This is a genomic window from Marinobacter sp. MIT932201 (assembly GCF_047123295.1).
Taxonomy (GTDB): domain Bacteria; phylum Pseudomonadota; class Gammaproteobacteria; order Pseudomonadales; family Oleiphilaceae; genus Marinobacter; species Marinobacter salsuginis.
This window is the reverse complement of the sequence record NZ_CP138917.1, coordinates 1,898,818-1,921,302: the sequence shown is the minus strand read 5'-3', so window position 1 is coordinate 1,921,302 and position 22,485 is coordinate 1,898,818. Positions and strand designations below refer to the sequence as shown.

21 protein-coding genes are annotated in these 22,485 nt (G+C 56.8%); 10 read left to right on the top strand and 11 right to left on the bottom strand.

Annotation, left to right across the window (positions count from 1 at the left end; all coding sequences use genetic code 11):
• Positions 1–23: 23 nt before the first annotated feature.
• From queF to SIC15_RS08650, 3 genes are read right to left on the bottom strand one after another with little or no spacing between them, the layout of a single operon-like run.
• Complete coding sequence (gene queF / locus SIC15_RS08660; RefSeq protein WP_412537471.1) at positions 24–842, bottom strand: NADPH-dependent 7-cyano-7-deazaguanine reductase QueF; 819 nt, start codon at positions 840–842, stop codon at positions 24–26.
• 14 nt (positions 843–856) lie between these two features.
• Positions 857–1,630 (bottom strand): ABC transporter permease, encoded by a 774-nt coding sequence (locus SIC15_RS08655; RefSeq protein WP_412537470.1) that lies wholly within the window; start codon positions 1,628–1,630, stop codon positions 857–859.
• Complete coding sequence (locus SIC15_RS08650; RefSeq protein ID WP_412537469.1) at positions 1,627–2,577, bottom strand: ABC transporter ATP-binding protein; 951 nt, start codon at positions 2,575–2,577, stop codon at positions 1,627–1,629. Before SIC15_RS08650 ends, SIC15_RS08655 begins: the two co-directional genes overlap by 4 nt.
• Positions 2,578–2,839: 262 nt before the next feature.
• Between SIC15_RS08650 and SIC15_RS08645 the strand changes: the two genes are divergently transcribed.
• Positions 2,840–3,955: an organic solvent ABC transporter permease gene (locus tag SIC15_RS08645; protein WP_412537468.1), complete on the top strand. Its 1,116-nt coding sequence runs from the start codon at positions 2,840–2,842 to the stop codon at positions 3,953–3,955.
• Here the strand turns inward: SIC15_RS08645 and SIC15_RS08640 are convergent.
• The 3 genes from SIC15_RS08640 to SIC15_RS08630 all read right to left on the bottom strand — a co-directional run bounded on the left by SIC15_RS08640 (position 3,945) and on the right by SIC15_RS08630 (position 6,374).
• A complete protein-coding gene (locus SIC15_RS08640; RefSeq protein ID WP_412537467.1) occupies positions 3,945–5,252 on the bottom strand; it encodes an HD-GYP domain-containing protein in 1,308 nt (435 codons plus the stop codon). The genes SIC15_RS08645 and SIC15_RS08640 overlap by 11 nt on opposite strands.
• A 176-nt stretch (positions 5,253–5,428) precedes the next feature.
• Positions 5,429–6,022, bottom strand: a complete 594-nt coding sequence (locus tag SIC15_RS08635; protein WP_222464341.1) for a hypothetical protein — start codon at positions 6,020–6,022, stop codon at positions 5,429–5,431.
• Positions 6,023–6,095: 73 nt separating this feature from the next.
• Positions 6,096–6,374, bottom strand: coding sequence for a PilZ domain-containing protein (locus SIC15_RS08630; protein WP_069184958.1), 279 nt, complete (start codon positions 6,372–6,374; stop codon positions 6,096–6,098).
• Positions 6,375–6,564: 190 nt separating this feature from the next.
• Between SIC15_RS08630 and SIC15_RS08625 the strand changes: the two genes are divergently transcribed.
• Positions 6,565–7,581, top strand: a complete 1,017-nt coding sequence (locus SIC15_RS08625) for a Fe(3+) ABC transporter substrate-binding protein (RefSeq protein WP_349343310.1) — start codon at positions 6,565–6,567, stop codon at positions 7,579–7,581.
• A gap of 153 nt (positions 7,582–7,734) precedes the next feature.
• Complete coding sequence (locus SIC15_RS08620) at positions 7,735–9,423, top strand: ABC transporter permease (RefSeq protein WP_291907570.1); 1,689 nt, start codon at positions 7,735–7,737, stop codon at positions 9,421–9,423.
• Positions 9,424–9,434: 11 nt separating this feature from the next.
• Here the strand turns inward: SIC15_RS08620 and SIC15_RS08615 are convergent, their stop codons facing one another.
• The 3 genes from SIC15_RS08615 to SIC15_RS08605 all read right to left on the bottom strand — a co-directional run bounded on the left by SIC15_RS08615 (position 9,435) and on the right by SIC15_RS08605 (position 13,555).
• A complete protein-coding gene (locus SIC15_RS08615; protein WP_412537466.1) occupies positions 9,435–9,920 on the bottom strand; it encodes a thioesterase domain-containing protein in 486 nt (161 codons plus the stop codon).
• 166 nt (positions 9,921–10,086) lie between these two features.
• Positions 10,087–11,454 carry a group II intron reverse transcriptase/maturase gene (gene ltrA / locus SIC15_RS08610; RefSeq protein WP_053115127.1) on the bottom strand — a complete coding sequence of 456 codons (1,368 nt, stop codon included), beginning with the start codon at positions 11,452–11,454 and terminating at the stop codon, positions 10,087–10,089.
• A 433-nt stretch (positions 11,455–11,887) separates the two neighbouring features.
• On the bottom strand, positions 11,888–13,555 hold the full coding sequence (locus SIC15_RS08605) for an AMP-binding protein (protein WP_412537465.1): 1,668 nt from the start codon (positions 13,553–13,555) through the stop codon (positions 11,888–11,890).
• A 241-nt stretch (positions 13,556–13,796) separates the two neighbouring features.
• Here SIC15_RS08605 and SIC15_RS08600 point away from each other — a divergent pair, with 241 nt between their 5' ends.
• The 5 genes from SIC15_RS08600 to SIC15_RS08580 all read left to right on the top strand — a co-directional run bounded on the left by SIC15_RS08600 (position 13,797) and on the right by SIC15_RS08580 (position 19,806).
• Entirely contained in the window at positions 13,797–14,771 is a 975-nt protein-coding gene (locus SIC15_RS08600; protein ID WP_412537464.1) for an ABC transporter substrate-binding protein, read from the top strand.
• A gap of 65 nt (positions 14,772–14,836) precedes the next feature.
• Positions 14,837–15,739 carry an ABC transporter permease gene (locus tag SIC15_RS08595; protein WP_069184952.1) on the top strand — a complete coding sequence of 301 codons (903 nt, stop codon included), beginning with the start codon at positions 14,837–14,839 and terminating at the stop codon, positions 15,737–15,739.
• 9 nt (positions 15,740–15,748) lie between these two features.
• The gene (locus tag SIC15_RS08590) at positions 15,749–16,543 is read left to right on the top strand and encodes an ABC transporter ATP-binding protein (RefSeq protein ID WP_305966164.1); all 795 of its coding nucleotides are present in this window, start codon (positions 15,749–15,751) and stop codon (positions 16,541–16,543) included.
• A 398-nt stretch (positions 16,544–16,941) separates the two neighbouring features.
• Complete coding sequence (locus SIC15_RS08585; RefSeq protein ID WP_069185068.1) at positions 16,942–19,080, top strand: adenosylcobalamin-dependent ribonucleoside-diphosphate reductase; 2,139 nt, start codon at positions 16,942–16,944, stop codon at positions 19,078–19,080.
• Positions 19,081–19,107: 27 nt separating this feature from the next.
• Positions 19,108–19,806, top strand: coding sequence for an NrdJb (locus SIC15_RS08580; protein ID WP_069184949.1), 699 nt, complete (start codon positions 19,108–19,110; stop codon positions 19,804–19,806).
• Between the two features lie 99 nt (positions 19,807–19,905).
• Here the strand turns inward: SIC15_RS08580 and SIC15_RS08575 are convergent, their stop codons facing one another.
• Both SIC15_RS08575 and SIC15_RS08570 read right to left on the bottom strand, forming a co-directional pair.
• The gene (locus tag SIC15_RS08575; protein WP_412537463.1) at positions 19,906–20,394 is read right to left on the bottom strand and encodes a nucleoside deaminase; all 489 of its coding nucleotides are present in this window, start codon (positions 20,392–20,394) and stop codon (positions 19,906–19,908) included.
• Positions 20,387–21,091 carry an FMN-dependent NADH-azoreductase gene (locus SIC15_RS08570; protein WP_412537462.1) on the bottom strand — a complete coding sequence of 235 codons (705 nt, stop codon included), beginning with the start codon at positions 21,089–21,091 and terminating at the stop codon, positions 20,387–20,389. Before SIC15_RS08570 ends, SIC15_RS08575 begins: the two co-directional genes overlap by 8 nt.
• Before the next feature lie 145 nt (positions 21,092–21,236).
• Between SIC15_RS08570 and SIC15_RS08565 the strand changes: the two genes are divergently transcribed.
• Together SIC15_RS08565 and SIC15_RS08560 are read left to right on the top strand one after the other, a co-directional pair.
• Positions 21,237–22,082, top strand: a complete 846-nt coding sequence (locus SIC15_RS08565; protein ID WP_412537599.1) for a LysR family transcriptional regulator — start codon at positions 21,237–21,239, stop codon at positions 22,080–22,082.
• A gap of 61 nt (positions 22,083–22,143) precedes the next feature.
• Positions 22,144–22,431 carry a DUF1330 domain-containing protein gene (locus SIC15_RS08560; RefSeq protein WP_412537461.1) on the top strand — a complete coding sequence of 96 codons (288 nt, stop codon included), beginning with the start codon at positions 22,144–22,146 and terminating at the stop codon, positions 22,429–22,431.
• The last annotated feature ends 54 nt before the right edge of the window (positions 22,432–22,485 follow it).

The following is a 22,485-nucleotide window of genomic DNA, read 5'->3' as shown; positions in this document are numbered from 1 at the left end:
CCCTGCGCTCAATTCAATTCTTATTACTGACGTATCAGCCGAGGCCCGGCACCCTTGCCGGTTTCTGTGCTCCGCCACGGGTTGATATCCAACCCGCCCCGCCGCGTATATCGGGCAACGACAGTCAACGACTCCGGGTTGCATCGGCTCATCAGATCGGTAAACACCGTTTCCACACAATGCTCGTGGAAATCCTGTTTCTGCCGGAAGCTCACGACGTATCGCAGCAAGCCAGCCCGGTCGATTCTCGGGCCAGTGTAGCTTACCAGCAGGGTGGCCCAGTCCGGCTGCCCCGTCACCGGGCAGTTGCTCTTGAGCAGATGGGAACACAGCTGCTCGGTCACCACCTCATTGCCGGCATTGAGAGAATCGGGTGAATACTCATAAACCACGTCGCTGACCGGTTCGTCATCAATCAACTCGAACCCTTCAGCGCGGCCAATCGCTTCTCCGGATTCGTCCACACTCAACAGATTAACCTGTACCGCACCGCCGCAAGCGCTGGACAGATCCTGGGTGATCACCTCTGCCACCTGCTCTCGGGAGGAGTACACCACCTGATTCAGCGAATTGAGGTACAGCTTCAGCGATTTGGATTCGATGATTGAAGGCGAAGCCGCTGGGAAGACTATCTCTGCCCAGGCGACTTCCGGCACACCATTTGGCCGCAGCCAGGAGATTTCCCAGGCCTGCCACAGGTCCTCGCCGAACCATGGCCAGCGGCCGTCTTCCAGCCCAAGACGGCGGCGATTTTCCTCCCTCGCGACGGGAAACAAAAGGCCCGGATCGTAGCTGTCCGGGTAATCGCTTGTCTTGCCAAGCGGCGCATCATTGAGTGCCATAGGGGTTCCTGAAATCAGTGGCGAATGCCTTTACCACGCTCGAGCATTCTGAGGGCGATGAATGCCAACACGGAGATGAAAACCAGAATCATACCAAGAGAAACGAACGGATTAACGTCTGACACGCCGAGAATTCCGTACCGGAAGCCGTTCACCATGTACAGGATGGGATTGGCCATGGATACGCCATGCCAGAACCCCGGAAGCAGATCGATACTGTAGAACACGCCGCCCAGATAAGTCAGGGGCGTGAGAACGAATGTGGGCACGATGGAGATGTCATCAAACTTGGTTGCCAGCATGGCATTGATGAAACCGCCCAGTGCGAACAGTGCGGACGTCAGGAACACCGTAATAACCATCATGGGCAGGTTGTGGATCGACAAGCGGGTGAACACCAGTGACAGCAACGTGACAATCAGGCCGATACCAAGCCCCCGCGCCATGCCTCCGGTCACATACCCGGCAAGGATAACCCAGTTGGGAACCGGAGACACCAGAAGCTCCTCAATGCTGCGCTGGAACTTCATGGAGAAAAACGACGACACCACGTTGGCATAGGAGCTTGTGATGACTGCCATCATGATCAGCCCGGGCACGATAAACGACATATAATCGAAACCGCCCATTTCGCCGATCCTGGAGCCAATGAGGTTACCGAAGATAATGAAATACAGGGTCATGGTGACCGCAGGCGGCAACAGGGTCTGCGCCCAGATACGGGTAAACCGGCGCACCTCCCGGACAACAATGGTGCTGAAGGCTGTGAATATCGCATGCGGGGTCATGCTGCACCCTCCACCGCCCTGGCGGATTCGGCGGCGTTCTCCTCAACCATGCGAATGAACAGCTCCTCCAGCCGGTTGGCTTTGGTTCTCATGCTGACAACCTTGATGCCCAGCCGCTCAAGCTCCACAAATACCTGGTTAAGCCCCTGACCTTTTTCCACTTCCACCTCCAGTGCGCCCTCGGCGTCGAGGCGTGTCGGAATACCGTTCAGCTCTGGCGCGGAATCCAGGGACTTTTCTGTGTCCAGCACGAAAGTCTCGACGCTCAACTGCTGAAGCAAGGCTTTCTTGCTCGTGTGTTTGAGGATCTTGCCATGGTCAATAATGGCGATGTTGCGGCAAAGGGCTTCCGCTTCCTCCAGGTAATGGGTTGTCAGGATGATCGTCGTGCCCTGGCGGTTAATCTCTTCCAGAAAGGTCCACATGGAACGGCGGAGTTCAATATCCACACCGGCGGTCGGCTCGTCCAGAATCAGCAGCTTTGGCTCGTGGACGAGGGCCCGGGCAATCATCAGGCGGCGCTTCATGCCGCCGGACAGCATCCGGGCCGGGGTATTCCGCTTGTCCCAGAGACCGAGCTTTTTCAGGTACTTCTCGGCGGACGCAGAGGCCTGCTTGAACGGAATCCCATAATAGCCTGCCTGAGTAGTTACGATATCGAAGACTTTCTCGAACTGGTTGAAGTTGAACTCCTGGGGTACCACGCCGAGGTTCAGCTTGGCGTCAGAGAGGTGGGTATCCGTGTCATATCCGAACACCCGCACTTTGCCGGCTGTCTTGTTCACCAGGGAGCAAACAATGCCAAGGGTAGTGGATTTGCCAGCCCCGTTGGGGCCCAGCAAAGCAAAGAAATCACCCTCAGCGACATGCAGATCAATCCCCTTGAGCGCCTGAAACCCGTCACCGTAGGTCTTGGTGAGGCTCTCGATTTCCAGTGCATTGGTCATAAATCATCCCGATTCGGTGAAAAACGGCAATGGGCGACCCAGGCCGCCAGCCAGAATTTAGAATGCTATTTATTGTGACAAAGCTGCTGATTTCAAGGCCCTTATCGGCCAGCAGGTGTCTCCAGGCCAATAACGGAAACTGCGACAGGAATCCCGATATGAGGCAAACCCCGCCCCTATAATGCGGTTACAACAACTTACAAAAGGGGCTGCCGCACCCTGAGTGCGGGCGCGCTGACTCGAAGGGAATGTACGACCAACCATGAGATCCGTTCACCGCATCCGACTAACGTTTACCCTGCTGGGCGCCCTCGCCCTCTCTGGCTGCCTCGATGATGACGGCGGTTCTGGCGACGACACCAGCAAAGGCCAGCTCAACTTCAACGGCTTCAATGGCCTTTCCTACCAGACGGCAAGTCAATCGGGCACCACGAACGCAGCAGGTGAGTTCCGTTACTACCCCGGCGAAACGCTCACCTTCCGCGTTGGCGACCTGCCGTTAGTCAGTGATGTGCCGGCCCGGCAATACGTAACGCTGCTCGAGTTCTTTGAAACCACCCGCACAGAGCTGCAAACACCAATGGTGGATGATGAGGGTCTGAGCACCCACACACTGACCGAACAACAGGTTCTGGAAAACACGACGCTTATGAACCTCTCCCGCTTTCTGATGCTCCTGAACTGGAGCCAGAATGTCGCGGAAGGGGATGGCATCGATATCCGCGACCGGGTTATTACGCAGCTGAATGCTGCGCTTCCGGAGTTGACCGCACCTATCGACTTCAGTGTCAGCGAATCCGAATTCACCGCCACCGATCCCCTGTCACCAGCGAACCAGCTGCTCGCCGCCATCTGTTTCTACCCGGAAGACGATGAACTCTGCGAAGAGCCGCCAACCCAGGAGGAAATCGACAACGCCCCTCCGCGGCCGGAGAATGACGAAGATCGCGATCCGGACATTGAATACAGTGAAGACCTGCAGGCCAAGAAGGACCGGATCGAAAATGCCGTGCGCACCATGGAAGACATCGACACGGAAGACGCCCAGACCTATCTCACCCGCGAACTCAAGGCGATCAGCACAACCGTCGCGAACCGTTATTTCCTGGATGAAGACGTTGCCAGTCATCCGGCCACTGATACAGTCCTGAAGCAGGTTGCAGTTCGAAAGATCGGGGGCGGACTCGCCCTGGCAGAGCTCGAAGCAATCAGCACTCGTCCCCAGGATGTCCAGATCAATTCGGCCGACTGGCAAAGCGGAGTAGTGGAGTATTTTGTTGCCGGCTCCTCCGGCGGGGAATCAGAGCTTCTGCTCAGCTTCCGCCCGGAGGATACCTATCGGTGGGTTCGCAAACAGTTGCGAGTCATTATCCGCTGATCAGGCGCGACAGACTCCAGCGTGACTCTGCGCCGGTTACATCGAAATAGGACGGATCGAGGCCTTCCGTGCCATGAGGCAGGCAATCACGAATTCGCACCGTTTCTGCTGCTTCCTTACCTTCGTTGTAACGGGCCAGATCGATGATCTTTGCAGTTTTCAGCGGCCTTGCAGCCGCATCGGTCATAACCATGACACGGGGCCAGAGCCGGCGTTCCGGCGAGTGTGAAACCACGATGCCCCGCTGGCCATCGCTGAGTTCCACGAGGCTACCGGTGGGATAGATACCGATTGCCTGGATGAAATTCTCCACCAGGTCTTCCTGGAATTCGATATTGCGCATCTCATAGAGCAGCGTGACCGCTTTGGCTGGCGTCATCGGCTCGGTGTGAGCGCGGGGCGCAATCAACGATTCGAAAAACTCCGCGATGCCGGCCACTTTGGCCAACAGTGGAATGCGATCCCCGCGGACACCTTCCGGGAAACCAGAGCCGTTATGGCGCTCGCGATGCCCCTGAACCACACTGAGCACTGCCCGCGAGAGCCCGCTGTTCTCCAGCATGGCAACACCGCGATTGACGTAGCCACGGTAGGAAAGATACTCCTCGGCGCTCAGTTGGCCTTCCCGGGCGAGCAACTCCGGTGGCAGCGTGGTTTTACCAACCTGTGACAACAGGCATCCAAGGCCAAGGTGATTAAGAAGCCCCTCGTTCAACCCCAGGTGCCGACCACATACCAGGGCCCAGACGGAAGTGTTCAGGGCATGCCGGTAGAGGTAACTGTCATGGGCACGTGTGCGACTGAGCCACAATAAGGCATCAGGCTGGCGAACAACGCTGCTCACCATTTTGCTGGTGATCGCGGCGACCGGCCTCAGGTCCGGCACGCCATCGGCACGAAGTGTCTCGAAAAGCTGATCCAGCGCCACTTCCACGTCATCCAGCAGGCGCTTGGATGTTTTCATTTCCTTTTTGAGACTGGTAACTGTTTCGTAGGTTACCGGCTCACGAATACTCAGCGGCGGCAACTGAAGCTGCTCTCGCCCGCCACCACGCTTGTTAACAGCCTTACCGAAAACCGGCTTGCTGCCGCCTTTCACCTCTTTTGCTTCCCGCGCTTCTGCCACATCGACCATCACCCACTTGCAGTGGGAAACCAGAGCGCGAATGTCATCCTGGGAGCGAATGTGGAAACCCTGAATCGGGAATGGAGTCTGATGCCATGGCCTGTCCAGATCAGACACGAACATGCCCACTTCCAGATCATGTACTGCGACTTTTTTCTGTTGGACACCCACGGGCCACCTCACAAAACAAACTTTTCGATGGCTACCATTCTGACCGATCCACCTGAAGACACAATTACAATATCGTATCGTCAGGTAACCCAAACGCGACAAAGCGTAACGCTAATCTTCAACAGGAAACAAAATGTAGCAACGTGATGAGAGTCACATAACAACGTCAAAAAGTGTCACTCTGCGTCACATACGGATTCGTCGAATTCGGGCAGCCGCGCTCGCATTGAACCCCGCGGAGCCTTGCGAACATAGACGGTGTAGGGGACAGAAGACGCCCGCAAGTAATCCAGATTCCGGGTATCGTCGCCCTGCCCCTCTGTGACAACCGCCGGAGTACAGGAAACGAGCAACTCAAGTTGCCCGCCCAAGCTGGCGACGCGAGCATCCTGATCCGCCGGATTGATAGACATGCACCGGTTCGAGCCGGTTGCCGGCTGGCCCGTGCCAGCAAGACGGTCCTTGCCCGGTTCGCCGCAAGCGCGAATGCCCGTGCCACAATCACCGGCATCAGCGCCATCGCGGAGGCGCCAGACACGGTCGCTGCACTGTGTTTCGACTTTTACAGACGTTGCTTTGTCGCCCGCAATCCACCAACCAGGATATTCAGCGCTCTGCCAGGACAGCCGCACATGCCTGGGCTCCCCTGACGAATTCTCCGCCGGAAACATCGCGAAATGGGAGTAGTAGCTGGCACAGCCCGACGTGAACAACAGCATCAGGCTTGCAATAACTGGCTTGTAAGCTCTGGAAAAGGCTGAAAAGATCATCTGACTGACACATCCCTGACGGCGATTGAATTGGCCCTGCCATTATCCATGGCAGACGCCCTGAATCCGCCTATCAGTCACCATTTTGATCAAACTGAAGGCCATAACCGTCATTGGTTTTACGCACGACCACCATCTCAAGCACCGGCGCCGGAACGGGCAAGCCCTGTACCTGTACGGTGACCTTGTCGCCAAGGGATGGCGTGAAAGGCTCAGTGTCAACGACGATAAAGACGCCGCCATCGGAAATATCGCGGGTCGAGAATATGAATTCTCCCTGCTCCGCATGCACCACCTTTACCTTCGCACTCATGGCGGTGCGTATGTGCTCTCTTCGATCGTTCCCAACCATCTGAGGATTCCACAACTTTTTGCATAGTTTTTATAGTCTTCCGAAGCATAACACCATTTTCAGAAAAATATGCCAACGGAGATATTGACTATACAGGTAATAGAAATGAGAGTAGTTGTCGTTTTTAAACGCTTGTAAACCCTACTGCAGGCATACCAATACCGGGACTACCCGAAAGAAGGATGGGACTATGCGAATGAAACTGGCTGCAACCGCAGCAATCGCCCTGACTGCCATGCCCATGGCAGCCTCCGCAGACGGAGAGGTCAACATTTACTCCTACCGCCAGGCGTACCTGCTTGAGCCACTGCTGAATGCTTTTGAGCAGGAAACCGGCATCAAGAGCAACGTTGTATTTGCCAAACAGGGCCTTGCAGAACGCCTGGAGCGTGAGGGCCGCAACAGCCCGGCCGATGTGGTGATGACCGTTGATATTTCCCGCCTGAACGAGCTGGTTGAGCGCGATCTGGTTCAGGGTGTGGACAATGACACCCTGGAAGAGAATATTCCCGAGAATCTTCGCCACCCGGACGGTAAATGGTTTGCCCTGACCACCCGAGGTCGCCTGATCTTCGTTTCCAGGGAGCGTGTGGAGGAAGGCGAGATTACCACTTACGAGCAACTGGCAGACGACAAGTGGGACAACCGAATCTGCACCCGCAGCGGCAAGCACCCCTACAACATTGCCCTGTTCTCCTCCATGATCGCCCACCATGGTGAAGCCGAAACCGAGAAGTGGCTGAAAGGCCTGAAAGACAACCTGGCCCGCAAGCCCCAGGGTGGCGACCGCGACCAGATCAAGGCCATCGCCGAAGGCGTCTGTGACATCTCCATCGGCAACAGCTACTACTACGGCAACATGCTGCAGGATGAGAACCAGCGCCCGATTGCCGAGCAGGTTCGCCTCGTGTTCCCGAACGCCGAAGGCCGGGGAACCCACGTGAACATCAGTGGCATCTCACTGACCAAGAGCGCGCCGAACCGCGAGAGCGCCATCAAACTGATGGAATTCCTGTCCTCGCCGGAAGCCCAGCGCATCTATGCCGAAGCGAACACCGAATACCCGGCCAACCCGGAAGTACAGCCTTCCGGACTGGTTGCCGAGTGGGGTGAAATCAACCCGGACAACCTGTCTCTGCAGGAAATCGCCAACAACCGCAATGCCGCAGTCAAGCTGGTTGACCGGGTCGACTACGACGGCGAGTAATCGTGTGTGGTGAGGGTGATTTGCCACCCTCACCCGCGGTTCGGCATACCACTACCCATCGCCAGTGTGAAGGCAGCAATTGCAGGCATCAGGCCAGGTGACTACAATCTGCAGCCTTCAAACGGACAGACCACACCCAGATACAGGAACATTATGAGCGAGGCCGCTACCAGCGTTGATGCCGGGCTATCCCAGCCCTTGTTGGCAAAGCGCAGCTCGCCGAAATGGATGATCAGCGCATTGCTGACCACTGCCATTGTCGCCCTTCCGGTTCTTTCCGTAATTTTCCTGGCGTTTTTTCCCGAAGAGAATATCTGGCCACACCTGATCGAGACCACGCTTCCCCGTTATCTGACGACGACACTCAAGCTGATGATCGGCGTGGGCGCCCTGACTCTCGTAATTGGCCTGGCCTCGGCCTGGGCGGTCACCATGTGCGAGTTTCCCGGCCGCAAATTCTTTGAATGGGCCATGCTGCTGCCTTTCGCTGTGCCGGCGTACGTTATTGCCTATGTGTACACCAGCCTTCTGGACTACGCAGGGCCGGTTCAGGGCACACTACGCGACCTGTTCGGCTGGACCAGTGCCGCCGACTACTGGTTCCCGGAAATCCGAAGCCTTGAGGGCGCCACCCTGATGATCGGGCTGGTTTTGTATCCATACGTTTACCTGCTTGCCCGGGCCGCCTTTCTGGAGCAGTCCCCGTCTCTGTTCGCCGTTAGCCGCAGTCTCGGCCACTCGGCGCTGAGCACGTTCTTCAGGGTGGTTCTGCCAATAGCCCGCCCTGCAGTGGCCGTAGGTCTCTCGCTGGTGCTGATGGAAACCCTGAACGACTTCGGCACCGTGGACTTTTTCGCCGTTCAGACGCTCACCGCCGGCCTGTTTGATACCTGGTTGAACCTGGGCAACCTTGGCGGCGCGGCGCAGATAGCCACCACCATGCTGATCTTCGTGGTCATCCTGGTGACGCTCGAGCGCTACTCGCGAAGACGTCAGCAACAGTTCGCAGCCCGGGATAACCGGGATCCGATCCAGCGCTTCACCATGTCGTTCCCGCGCCAGATGATTTGCCTGGCCGTGTGCGCACTCCCAGTACTGTTCGGTTTTGTGATTCCCGGCGCCACTCTCGGGCTATACGCCTGGGAATATTTCGGTGAAAGCTGGAATCCGGATTTTGTCCGCAACACCTTCAATAGCCTCTTCCTCTCCAGCACCGCCGCTCTCACCACGCTGCTGATTGGCGTGACGCTTGCCTATAGCCGCCGCCTGCACAACACTCGCAAAATGCAGGTACTGATGCGGCTATCCAGCCTTGGTTATGCCATGCCGGGGGCAGTGCTGGCTGTGGGCGTGATTGTGCCACTGGCGGGCTTTGACAACTGGCTGGACAGCCTGATGCGGGATGTTTTCGGAATCAGCACCGGCCTGTTGCTCAGCGGCACGGCCTTCGCCCTGGTGTTCGCCTATACCGTGAGGTTCCTGGCGGTTTCTGCCGGTAGCGTGGAGAGTGCGTTGCAGAAAATTACGCCCAGCATGGACATGGCATCACGGTCTCTTGGGCACAGCCCGGGCAACACCCTGGTACGTGTTCACCTGCCAATGCTAAGAGGCACGTTGGTTACGGCAGCCCTGGTGGTGTTCGTGGATTGCATGAAGGAATTGCCGGCCACACTGATTCTCAGACCGTTCAACTTCGAGACCCTGGCCACCTACGTCTACCAGTTTGCCTCTGACGAGCGGCTTTACCACAGCGCCCTGCCCGCCCTGATTATCGTTCTGGCCGGCATCATTCCGATCATTCTGATGAGCCGCTCGATCTCCAACAGTCGCTCTATCGCCTGATCGGACCCGGATCAGAATGTGATCCGGGACTTCACATCCTGAACCACGAATCGCCCCTGGAACACGGCGACAGGGTCGCCTTCCGGCATTGTGGCTGGCTCTCCGCAGAAGACTTCTGCCGTCAGATCCAGCCGTCCTTTGCCGTGCCGGGCAAGGCTCTTGCGAAAACGCTCCGGTATCTCCTCACCGGGCAGGCGGCAGATCACGTAAAAATCGGATGTCACGGGCTCCAGATAGTCAATGTTCCCGCTTTGCACCACCACGTTTCCCCGAAGACCGAGGTCCCAGAGCGCCAGTTCCGTGAGTCCCCAGGCCGCCGTTACCGCCGCCGAGTATACACTGCCCCCGAAACCGGTACCCTGATGATTGCTGTTAGGTTCAAGAGGTGCACTGAGTAACAACGAATGGCCATCCCAGGAATGCAATTGAATCCCCAGGGCGCGAGAAAGAGGAATCTCGTCATGGATACGTTTCTGGAAAAGGGACAACTGGCTCATAACATCCTCCTGATATCCCTTCAGTTTAGGCCCGCATCCTCCTTTTCCCTATGCGACTTACGTCGGTTTTTTCCGCTAATCGGGATAGGGGGGAGCCATGAGGCTCCACCCCTCCCACACCACCCGGCATGCGGGTCCGCACCGGGCGGTTCGAGACGTTGAGGGTTCACGAGAGTCTCGGCACTCCCAACCGGTCGAAGTAGGCAATCGTCAGGACATTGTGGATGGCAGAGCGACTGTTGTGCCACCAGCGGCGACTCAGAGCCGCCACAGATTCAGCCACCCAGGAACTGGCACCCAACCGGACCAGCTCCCGGTAGATCGTCTTACCCCGCCGCCACTGCCGGAGGTGGAGCATTCTCAGACGACGACGTATCCACTCATCCAGTGATCGCCAGATGCGTGGCGTTTGCGCCAGCCTGAAGTACCCTTTCCAGCCGAGCAGGTATCGGCGGAGTTGCTCTACCACCTGTTCAATACTGCGACCCCCTGATCCCCGGGTCAGTTGCCGGATCCGGAGCTTGAACGCCTGTAACGCCCTGGTGGATACCGCGCGTCGAACCTCAGCGTTCCTCCCTTGCCACAGGGCATAGCCGAGGAACTTGCGCCCGAACACGCTGGTCACCGCGCTCTTGGCTTCGTTAATCACCAGACGCAACTTTCCATAACAGCGGCGGAGTAACTGCATGACCCGTTCTCCCGCCTTGTGGCTGCGAACGTAGACGTTGCAGTCATCGGCGTAACGGGCGAAGCAGTGCCCCCGGCGTTCCAGCACTTTATCCACCTCGTCCAGCAGAACGTTGGCCAACAACGGCGACAATGGCCCGCCTTGCGGCGTGCCCTCGTGCCGATCCATGACCACACCACCGTCCATGATGCCCGCGTTCAGGTACGCACGAACCAGCCGGATAACGCCGGGGTCGTTTATGCGTTTCTTCAGGCGGTCGATCAGGATGTCGTGGTTGACCCGGTCGAAGAACTTCGACAGGTCGACGTCCACCACGATATGGCGGCCCTGTTGGGCGTAACGCTGCGCAGCCAACACGGCGTCGTGGGCCCGACGGCCCGGGCGGAAGCCGTAGCTGTGCTCGCTGAAGGTGGGATCAATCAGAGGTTGCAGCACTTGCAACAGTGCCTGTTGAATCAGACGATCAGTGACGGTGGGGATGCCCAGTTCCCGCTCACTGCCGTCCGGCTTCGGGATGCCTACCCGACGGACGGGCTGTGGTTGGTAGGCGCCGCTCAGCAGGTGCTGGCGAAGCTCAGGCCACGCCCATCGCAGGTGTTCCGCGGTTTGGGCAATGTCCAACCCGTCCACACCTGCCGCTCCCTTGTTGGCCTTCACGCGCTTCCATGCCCGCTGCATATTCTCTCGTGCGAACGCCTGCTCAAGCAGGCTTCGCCCTGCGCCTTCCGGTTCTTGTCGCGGGAGTCCTGCTTCATCGCTCATCGCCTTCGGCAAGGCTTCACCTGTCCGTTGCGCGATCCGCCCCGCTGGCGCGGGCATCTGATGCCGTACAGTGCTCATCGACAAGGCGTTTGACGCTCCTTCTCGTTCGGCCCTTCGCCCTGTGTTAGCGGTTACTATGGCCTCTGCTGACTTCTCGCTCCGTGTTGCCACGTCGCCCTTTCAGGCATGAGGCGAGATCTCCCCGGGTAAGAACACACTCCTTCGCCGCACAACCGCCGGATTTACACCACTTCGCCTTGGCCACAAGAGCTTCGCGGCTTTTGGCCCGCTCGCCCTGCTTGGCAGTGCCTCATATCCGATTCTTGTTCATCGGCTCACGGTTTACGCTCCACGCTTCCTCCCCACGGTCGGTCACCCTTCCGCAGTTGCGCTTCACTTCGTTCGCTGTGGCCAGCTCACGGGAGGACTTGCACCTCCAGGAGTGCGCCCATGCCGGGCGCACCAAAAAAAGCCCGGCAGAGCCGGGCCAGAACATCTTCACCTGTAATCGAAAGCGTTACTGCCAGATAACCGGCTGACGCTGCGCATACCACTTGTCGACTTTCTCCTGGTAGGCGTCTTCAACCACATTGCGCTTGAGCTTCATCGTGGGCGTGAGGAAGCTGTTCTCGATCGACCATTCGTCGCTCACCACCGTGATGAACGCTAACTGCTCGTGGGGATCCACGGTCTTGTTCACATCGGCAATCAGCTTCTTGAAGCTCTCTTCAATCTCTTTTCGAAACGCTTCGTCCGCCATTTTCGGCCGGGCCTCTTCGCCCAGCATGACCAGGGCATGAGGCTGGGTTTGGTTGGCGCCAGAGACGCAGACCATTTCGATGGCATCGTGGGACATCAGGCGATTCTCGATGGGCGCAGGCGCAATATACTTGCCCTTGCTGGTCTTGAAGATTTCCTTGATTCGGCCGGTGATCTTGAGCCGGCCCATCTCATCAATCTCACCCTTGTCGCCGGTCTTCAGGAAGCCGTCTTCAGTGAACGCTTCCCGGGTTTTCTCCTCGTCCTTGTAATAACCCATCATCGTGGCCGGGCTCTTGATCTGGATCTCGCCCTCCGGGCTGATACGGGTTTCAACCCCGGGTGCAGACTCACCAACGTAACCCGTTCTTGACCGACCTGGCTTGCTCATATGGGAATAGGCAAAGTTTTCAGACATGCCATAGCCTTCCAGCAGCTCGAGGCCAAGGTTGCGGTACCAGTCCAGAACGTCGCTTGCCAGCGGTGCCGAACCACTGCCTGCCAGCTTGACCTTGTCCAGGCCAAGGCCCTTGAGGATCTTCTTCTTGATCAATTTGTTGACCACTGGAATTTTCATCAGCCGGTCCAGCTTCTTCTTGGGCAACTTCTGCAGCACACCGTGCTGGAACTTCACCCACAGGCGCGGTACCGAGAGGAACAGGGTTGGCTGGGCTCGTTGCAGATCCTGAACGAAGGTATCCAGAGATTCCGCGAAATAAAGGTGGAAACCCGCATACAAAGATGCCAACTCAACAAAGGTACGCTCGAATACGTGAGCCAGCGGCAGGTAAGAGAGCATGCGCTCCTCGGAGCCCACGCCAAGCACTTCCATACCACCCTCTGCCGCATAGGCCATGTTATAAAAGCTAAGCATGACGCCTTTGGGTTTGCCCGTGCTGCCGGAGGTGTAAACAATCGTCGCCAGTTCATTGGCATCACGCTGAACGTTTTCTTCCAGGGGCGGATACTTGGCGACGATATCGTCCCAGGTTTCGAAATCATTGGGCGGGCTCAGCGGGAAGGAAATGCAACGCACTGATTCCGGCACACCCGGTTTCATCATGTCCCAGTCGTCCAGCTTGCCAACAAACACCACTTCACACTCGGCATGGTTGAGAATGTAATTGACGGTGTCGGCGTTAAGGGTGGGATACAACGGAACGGAAATGTGGCCGGCCATCCAGATGGCCCAGTCGGTCATGATCCAGTGGGCGCAGTTTTTGGAGATCAGGCCGATGCGGCTTTTTTCGGGGAGGTTCAGGGACTTCAGGTAAGACGCCATGCGTCTCGCCTCATCCACCGCCCGGCCCCAGGTGTAATCTACCGTTTTACCGCCCCCGATGGGCTGTGTCATATAGACAGAATTCGCCTTGGCCTTCTCCCAGTGATAAACCATATCCAGGGGAAGTTTGTTTGTTGTGTCCATGGACCTTCCTTGCAGTTCGTTGTTCGAATTATGGATGACTTATTATTAGACTTTCGTAGGGTATTTCAACATAGTATGAGCCGTCAAAACGTGACACAAGCAAAATAATTTCCAACTGCACCTATCTGGATCATAGCCCTGCTTCCGGCAACATCCCCTACCCCTTAAACCCTCTGCCTGTGGTAAACTTGCGCCCCTTCAGAATTGCAACATACCAGTTAACCTACCCGGAGATGGGCATATGGCCAAGACAACCCTGCGTACCCTGTTCGGTGCCACACTGCTGGCGCTGGCAACACTCGTTCAGGCACAGGAACCCCGCGTTGTAGCCATCACACAGATTGTGGAGCACCCGGCACTGGACGCTGTCTACCAGGGCATTAAAGACGAACTTGCCGAGCGCGGATTCAAAGAGGGCGACAACCTGGAAGTAATGCACGAAAGTGCCCAGGGCAACTCCGCCATTGCTTCACAGATTGCCCGCAAATTTGTTGGCGCAAGCCCCGACGTGATTGTGGCAATTGCCACACCCTCCGCCCAGACCGTTGCCGCTGCGGCCCGCAATACGCCGGTCATCTTCTCTGCCGTGACCGACCCGCTCGGAGCCAAGCTGGTGAGTAGCCTCGAAGCACCAGGAGCAAACATCACGGGTGTGAGCGACATGCTGCCCATCGACAAACACCTGGATATGCTCCAGCGCGTAATGCCCGATGCCAAACGCATTGGCACCGTCTACAACCCGGGCGAAGCCAACGCCGTCTCGCTGGTGGAACTGCTGGAAGAGCGCCTAGCCGCCCGTGGCCTTGAACTGGTAAAAGGTGCCGCTACCAAAACCTCCGAGGTTCTGGGCGCCGCCCGCTCCCTGGTTGGCAAAGCCGATGCCATCTACCTGACCACTGACAACACAGTTATCAGTGCTGCTGAAGCGGTTATCTCCGTGGGTGAGCGCGCCGGTATCCCGGTATTCGCCGCTGACACCGCCACGGTTGAGCGCGGCGCTGTTGCGGCGCTGGGCTTCGACTACTACGACCATGGCCGCCAGACTGGCGTGATGGTTGCCCGGGTATTGAATGGCGAAAACCCCGGGGACATGGGTGTCGAGACAATGGAGAAGCTGGACCTTTTCGTGAACCCGGCTGCCGCTGAGCGCATGGGTATCACCCTGTCCGATGACGTGATCGGTGACGCCGAGCAGGTTATCGACAGCGCCAAGTAATCCCCCGAACAACACGGGCGGCCCTCACAAGGGGCCGCCCGTTTTATCATTGGTGATACCCGACCATGCTGAGTAACATTGCGCTTTATGGTGCCATCGAGACTGGCCTGATTTATGGCCTCGTCGCTTTTGGCATCTACCTCTCTTTCCGGGTGCTTGATTTCCCGGACCTCACCGTAGATGGCAGCTTCCCGCTCGGTGCTGCCGTGGCCGCTGTGCTTATTATTGACGGCTGGAATCCGTGGCTAGCGACAGGTTGCGCGGTCATGGCCGGCATGGCCGCCGGCGCAGTAACGGCCCTGCTGAATGTGAAACTGAACATTCTGAACCTGCTGGCTTCGATCCTGACCATGATTGCGCTGTATTCGGTAAACCTGCGCATCATGGGCCGCCCCAACGTGGCACTGCTAACGGAAGAAACGGTGCTGACGCCCTGGTATGACCTGGATCTGGCCTACCATCAAGTACCGGTGCTCCTGTTCGTTATTGTGGTCTTTGTAGCGCTTATTCTGCTGTGGCGTTTCATGAAATCCGAAACCGGCCTGGCCATGCGAGCCACCGGCGCCAACGCCAGAATGGCCCGGGCCCAGGGCATCGCCACGGGCGCCATGATTGTGCTTGGTGTTGCCGTCTCCAATGGCCTGGTTGGGCTTGCCGGCGCTCTTTTCGCCCAAAGCCAGGGCGCAGCAGACGTCACCATGGGCGTGGGCGTTATTGTGATTGGCCTTGCCTCCCTGATTGGTGGTGAAGCTGTTGTGACGCCCTCTACGGTGTTACGCGCACTGATCGCCTGCGTGGTAGGCGCCATCATCTACCGGCTGGCCATCGCCTTTGCCCTGAACGCCGATTTCCTTGGCCTTCAGGCGCAGGATCTGAACCTGATAACTGCGGTTCTGGTCACACTGGCCATCGTTCTGCCCGGCGTGCGTTCATCCATTGCCGGCAAACTTTCCCGAAGCAAGGCCTGAGGAGGCGAAATGATCAGTGCAACCGACCTCCGACTCACCTTCGGCAAAGGAACCCCCCTTGAAAACCCCGCGCTCAGAGGCATGAGCCTGACGGTCAACCAGGGTGAGTTTGTTACGGTTATTGGCAGTAACGGCGCCGGTAAATCCACCTTCCTGAACGCCCTGGCTGGCGAAGTGCTGGTAGACAGTGGCCAGATCATCGTGGACAACCAGGACGTAACCAAACTGCCCACCCACAAACGGGCCGGCCGGGTTGCCCGGGTATTCCAGGACCCACTGGCCGGCACCTGTGAAGGCCTTACCATCGAGGAAAACCTCGCCCTGGCCATCAAACGTGGTCAGCGCCGGGGCCTCACAAGCGCCGTTAAACGACAGTACATGGAAAAGTTCAAGGACAGCCTTTCGTCCCTGAACCTGGGCCTGGAAAAACGCCTTGGCGACAAGATGGGCCTGCTTTCCGGCGGCCAGCGTCAGGCTGTAAGCCTGTTGATGGCCAGCCTGACGCCCTCAAGCATCCTGCTGCTCGACGAGCACACGGCCGCGCTGGACCCCAAAACCGCTGCGTTCGTTCTGGAACTCACCACCAAGATCATCGAGGAGCAGAAGCTCACCGCGCTGATGGTGACCCACAGCATGAAGCAGGCACTGGAAGTTGGCAGCCGCACGGTGATGCTGCACCAGGGCCAGGTGGTGTTTGATATCGAAGGCAACGACCGCGAAGGCCTGGAAGTGAAGGATCTGTTGGGCTTGTTTGAGAAACAGCGTGGGTTGGAAGTGGACGACGACAGCCTTCTGCTGGGCTGAAAAAATGGGGCCAAGCTGGCCCCGTTTCCCTTCCCTGATCGCCTGTTTTTACCAACTTACGACCGGAATCGCACAATTCGCTATTGACACCACATCCTCACAAAACCACAACATGTAGTGGTTTTGAACCTTTAGCCTCAAACCGCTGTTTTAGAAAAAATTTCCCGGATTCAAGCTGGTTTCGATTGATTTTCTTTGCTCCGAATCGCCTATCAATAGTTGCGTTCTTATTCACAGAACACTATATCCTGTTATACTCATTTCAGATTCAACCCATATCTAGTGGTTAAAAAGAAAACAGGCCCAAGGCCAAAACGACGATTCTCAAGGGGTATGGCGCCGCTGGTACAAGGACTGGCGCCATAAAAAGAAGACATACCGGAAGACAGAGGGTGGAAATGAACGCAAAGGCACAGGCAGTGGTAACGACAATCCCGATGCAGGAAGCCTCGATCGACATCTGGCACAGCAAATATCAGCTGAAGACCAAGACCGGCGAGCCCGTAGACAAGGACATCAACGCAACCTACGAACGTGTTGCCAAAGCCCTTGCCGAGGTGGAAAACAAATCCGTACGCACCCAGCACATGAAGAACTTCATCTGGGCCCTGCAGAACGGTGCCATTCCCGCCGGCCGGATCACCTCCAACGCCGGTGCCGAGGCGCACAAGCCGGCAACCTCCACCATCAACTGCACCGTTTCCGGCACCGTTCAGGATTCCATGAACGACATCCTGGAAAAGAACCACGAAGCCGGCCTTACCCTCAAAGCGGGCTGTGGAATCGGTTATGAATTCTCCACCCTGCGTCCGAAAGGGGCGTACGTGGCCGGCGCCGGTGCGACCACCTCCGGCCCGCTGTCGTTCATGGATATCTTCGACCGCATGTGCTTCACCGTATCCTCTGCCGGTGGCCGTCGTGGCGCCCAGATGGCCACGTTCGACGTGCACCACCCGGACGTGATCGACTTCATCCAGGCCAAGCGCGAAGACGGCCGCCTGCGCCAGTTCAACCTGTCGCTCCTGATCACCGAAGACTTCATCGAAGCCGTGCGCAACGGTGACGACTGGCACCTCTCCTTCCCGGTTACCCAGAAGGAAGTCGAAGACGAAGGCCTGGACCTGAGCGATGCGAGCCAGTTCGTTTACCGCGATTTCCCGGTGCAGGAAGGCTATGTGGTAAACGACGAAGGCAAGGTTGCCTGCCGTATCTACCGTACCCTGAAAGCCCAGTTCATCTGGGACACCATCATGACCAGCACCTACGATTACGCCGAGCCGGGTTTCATCCTGATCGACAAGGTCAACCAGATGAACAACAACTGGTTCTGCGAAGACATCCGCGCCACCAACCCCTGCGGTGAGCAGCCCCTGCCCCCATACGGCAGCTGCCTGCTGGGCTCCGTGAACCTGACCAAGTTCGTGGACTATCCGTTCACCGACAAGGCCAGCTTCAACTATGAAAAATACCGCAAGGTAGTAGGCATCTTCACCCGCATGCTGGACAACGTGGTAGAGATCAACGGCCTGCCCCTGGCCGAGCAGCGCCACGAGATCACCTACAAGCGCCGCCACGGTATGGGCATCCTGGGCCTGGGCTCCACCCTCGCCATGCTACGCATGCCGTATGGTTCTGAAGAATCCGTGCAGTTCACCGAAGAAGTCGTGCGTGAAATGGCCGTTGAAGGCTGGCGCCAGTCCCTCGCCCTGGCCGAGGAAAAAGGCGTTGCGCCGATCATGGACGACGAGTTCGAGATTGATGCCAAGATGTTGAACAAGTGCCCGCAGCTGAGCAAAGACGGCTACAAGCTGGGCGACAAGGTGAAAGGTCGCGTACTGCACGCGAAGTACAGCAAGTACATGCAGCAGATTGCCAGCGTGGAGCCGAAGCTGGTGGAAGAACTGGCCGAGAAAGGCGGCCGCTTTACCCACCACACCTCCATCGCTCCAACCGGCACCATCAGCCTGTCACTGGCGAACAACGCCAGTAACGGTATCGAGCCGAGTTTCTCGCACCACTATGCTCGTAACATCATCCGCGAAGGCCGGAAGACCAAAGAGAAGGTAGATGTGTTCTCCTTCGAGCTGTTGGCATACCGCCACCTGGTGAACCCGGGCGCCATGCCGTTTTCCGAAGACGAGGACAAGAAGCTGCCGGCCTACTTCACCACTTCCGACGATGTAACCCCATCGCAGCACGTGGACATCCAGGCCGCCGCCCAGAAGTGGGTAGATTCCTCGATTTCCAAGACCGCGAACGTTCCGACAGACTTCGCCTATCAGGACTTCAAGGACATTTACCTCTACGCCTACGACAAGGGCCTAAAGGGTTGCACCACCTTCCGCTTCAACCCGGAAGCCTTCCAGGGCGTACTGGTTAAGGAAAAAGACCTCGAGAACACAATGTACGAGTTCACCCTGGACGATGGCAGCAAGGTCACCCTCAAGGGCAACGAACAGGTAGAGTACGACGGCGAAATCCACAACGCCGCCAACCTGTTTGACGCGCTGAAAGAAGGCACCTACGGCAAGTACTGATCCGGGAACCGACACAGGACAACGAACATGACAGTTAAAATCAGCAACAAAATCGTCGGCTACCGCGTAAAGAAGGCCGACCCTGAAGCAGCCGCCGAACACCAGGCACCGGTGCATGCGGAAACCAAACCCGTTCAGATGAACGAATACATCGAACGGCCGGACTTCCTGCTGGGCACCACCTACAAGATCAAGCCCCCGGTGGCCGAGCACGCGATGTACATCACCATCAACGACATCCTGCTCAACGAAGGCACCGACCACGAAAGCCGGCAGCCGTACGAAGTGTTCATCAACTCCAAGTCGATGGAACACTTCCAGTGGGTTATCGCCCTCACCCGCGTAATCTCTGCGGTATTCCGCAAGGGTGGCGACGTAACTTTCCTGGTGGAAGAGCTGCGCAGCGTGTACGACCCCAACGGTGGCTACTTCAAGAAAGGCGGCGTATTCATGCCGTCCCTGGTGGCTGAAATCGGCGCCGTGATCGAGAAGCACCTGAAGGCCATTGGCCTGCTGGAAAGCGAGGAAATGAGCGAAACCACCAAGCGCATCCTCGCCGAAAAGCGTGCCGAGTTCGAAGCCAGCCACACCACGGCCACGAACGACGAAAAAGCCAGCGACTACCCTGCCAACGCCACCATGTGCGGCAAGTGCAGCACCAAGGCGGTGATCGTGATGGATGGGTGTGCGACCTGCCTTTCCTGCGGCGATAGCAAGTGCGGTTGAGGTGATTGACTGCACTGAGTGACAAGAAGGTCCGGAGTGAGAACTCCGGGCCTTTTTGTTAGCGAGCACTTTATCGAATAGATCCAAAAGTGTCTCAGACTATTCCCCTTGATCACTCAATTTCCTGTTAGCCATCTTAAATGGAAGCAGTTTCCTGTCATTAACTAAAGTCACTACGTCGAGCTCATCCAAGAGGGCAGGATTCAAATACTGGTAAGTCCACAGGTAATCGAACCCGTTGTCTCTCGCCTCATATCTGTCCGCAACGATACGAACGTTCCTGATACCGGCCATACGGATGGCCATGTAGCAGAGAGCGCATGGCTCTCCTGAAGCAATCAATGTCGCCCCTCCCAAAGAAACGCTTTGCTCCTTCCTTGAAGCATCTCTTATTGCCTGGATTTCGGCGTGTCCGGTGCAATCCAGATGCTCGGCAACCTGATTTACCCCCTTGCCGACAACGTTTCCACTTTGATTGACGATCAAAGCGGAAAACGGCAAACCACCGGCTCTTACATTGCTAATGGCCAGATCAATGGCACTTTCGCCACAGGTTGCCAGACGCTCTTCATCAATTCGGTCACACATCGGTGACCTCATTTCTTGACGATAGTGCCTGGCCTGAAAGGCTCAGCTCTGAAGCAAGTCTTTCGGCTCGCTCCTTGGCGTTGGCTACTGACACGCGGTGTCTTTCGTCGCCAAACTCCTGGTATTCGGCGGCAATCTCGTAGATGGTGTCTACCCCGAGGTATTTGCTCAGTGTCCGCAGGTGCGGCACCAGGTGGCCAGACTCTTCTCTTATTCCGCCTTTCTCAAAGCCAAACTCTCCGCTGGAGGTCACGATGATCAATGTCTTGCCTGAGAGCAGAGGCTGCAGCGGGAAGTCACCTCGTTCGAGATCGAAATCAAACGTTTTGCCGATGCGTACGATCTGATCGAACCAGGCTTTAAGCTGAGCCGGCATACCGTAGTTGTACATGGGTGAAGAGATCACGAGAACGTCGGCCGCCGACACTTCGGCAATCAGGGTATCGGAGAGTGCCAGTGTCTCCTGCTGTGCCGGGGTACGTTTCTCCTCCGGGGTAAACACCGCGCCAATCCATTCCTGGGTAATGAAAGCAGGTGGATTCACGCCAACGTCACGATAGATATATTCATCTTCAGGCCGGTTTTCCTGCCAGGTATCAATAAACCGGCGTGCGATATTCTTCGATATGGAATCGTGATCCGGGTTGGGATTAGTCGCCGCTCTAACACTGGAATCAATGTGTAATAGTGTGCTCATGTTCATTTCCTTGGTTGGTTGATGACATGAGCCAGTTTGTGAGGCTGGTTAGACTTGCACAAACGTAAAAATTGCACTTGCAGATGAATTGAACTCATCTATAACATCCATAAACCAGTGATTGATTGGGAGATCCACATTGCAGGTGTCATTACAGGCGCTGAAAGCCTTTGAGTCGGCTGCCCGCCGGGGTAGTTTCAAGTTGGCGGCAGAAGAACTTTCGCTGACGCCGACAGCCATCTCACATCACATTGGCAACCTGGAAAGCCGATTGAATGTGAGCCTGTTTCATCGGCAGGGAAGACGGATATCCTTGACGGGAACGGGTATCCGTTTAGCCAAAGCAACGTCCGAAGGATTTCGGAAAATCGACAGTGCTTTGGAAGAGGTGGTGAAGGCAGGCAATACGGTCAGGGTGACGACGACATCATCCTTGGCAGCGATGGTGCTCATCCCGTCCCAGCACGAATTTGAACAAGCCAACCCGGATATTTCTTTGGAAATTTCCACCGGCGAGTCGGTCGACAGCCAATCCTACATCATTCCCATTCGATTCGGGGATGTCTCAGTTGCTGAGCATTCTGATGTCATTCGATTTGAGTCATTCAATGTGTTTGGTGCTTCTGGAATGACGCCTCCTTCCTGGGAGAATGAACCAATCACACTTTTCACCACGGAGTGGAAGAACAAAGCGTTACCGAGCCCTCCCCTGACCGCCTGGTTAGAAAAAAATGGGCTGAAGGGGGCAAACATTCAACTCAAATCATTTGACCAGGAACTTTTCGGGATCCAGCAGGCCATGGCAGGTAATGGGTTGGTGTTCTGCTCTACAACGCTCGCCAACAAGCTATTGAAAGCCAACGTTCTGCAGCACTTCGACACTCAATCGGTCGCATCAGATTTGTGCTATTACGTTCCAGGTAAGCAAAGCTTCGAAACGAGGAGTGCGGCCAGATTCCTGACTTGGATTGAAGATCTTCTGAACCAGTAATTCCTGCAGTCACGTTTGTCTTTCGTGACCAACCAGCTCAATCAGAGACCGGAGAATGCAAATGACAGCCTACGTGATCGGTAACATCACCGTGAAAGACCCGGACAAATGGGAAGAATACCGCAGCCTTGTTCCGGAAACGCTGGTTCCCTGGGGTGCGGAACTGGTACTTCGGGGTACACAGGCAAAGGTGCTAAGCGGGCAATATCGGCACACCGATACGGTGGTTATCCGCTTTCCCAATGCGGATTCCGTCATCGATTGGCACGACTCTCCTGCCTATCAGGCATTGGTGCCGTTGCGCACCCAGGCAGCAGATGTAGATCTGGTGACGTTCGAGGCCGACTAATAACTACTGCCACCGCTGGCACCCTGGCGCCTATACTGGAAAGCAAACCAACAG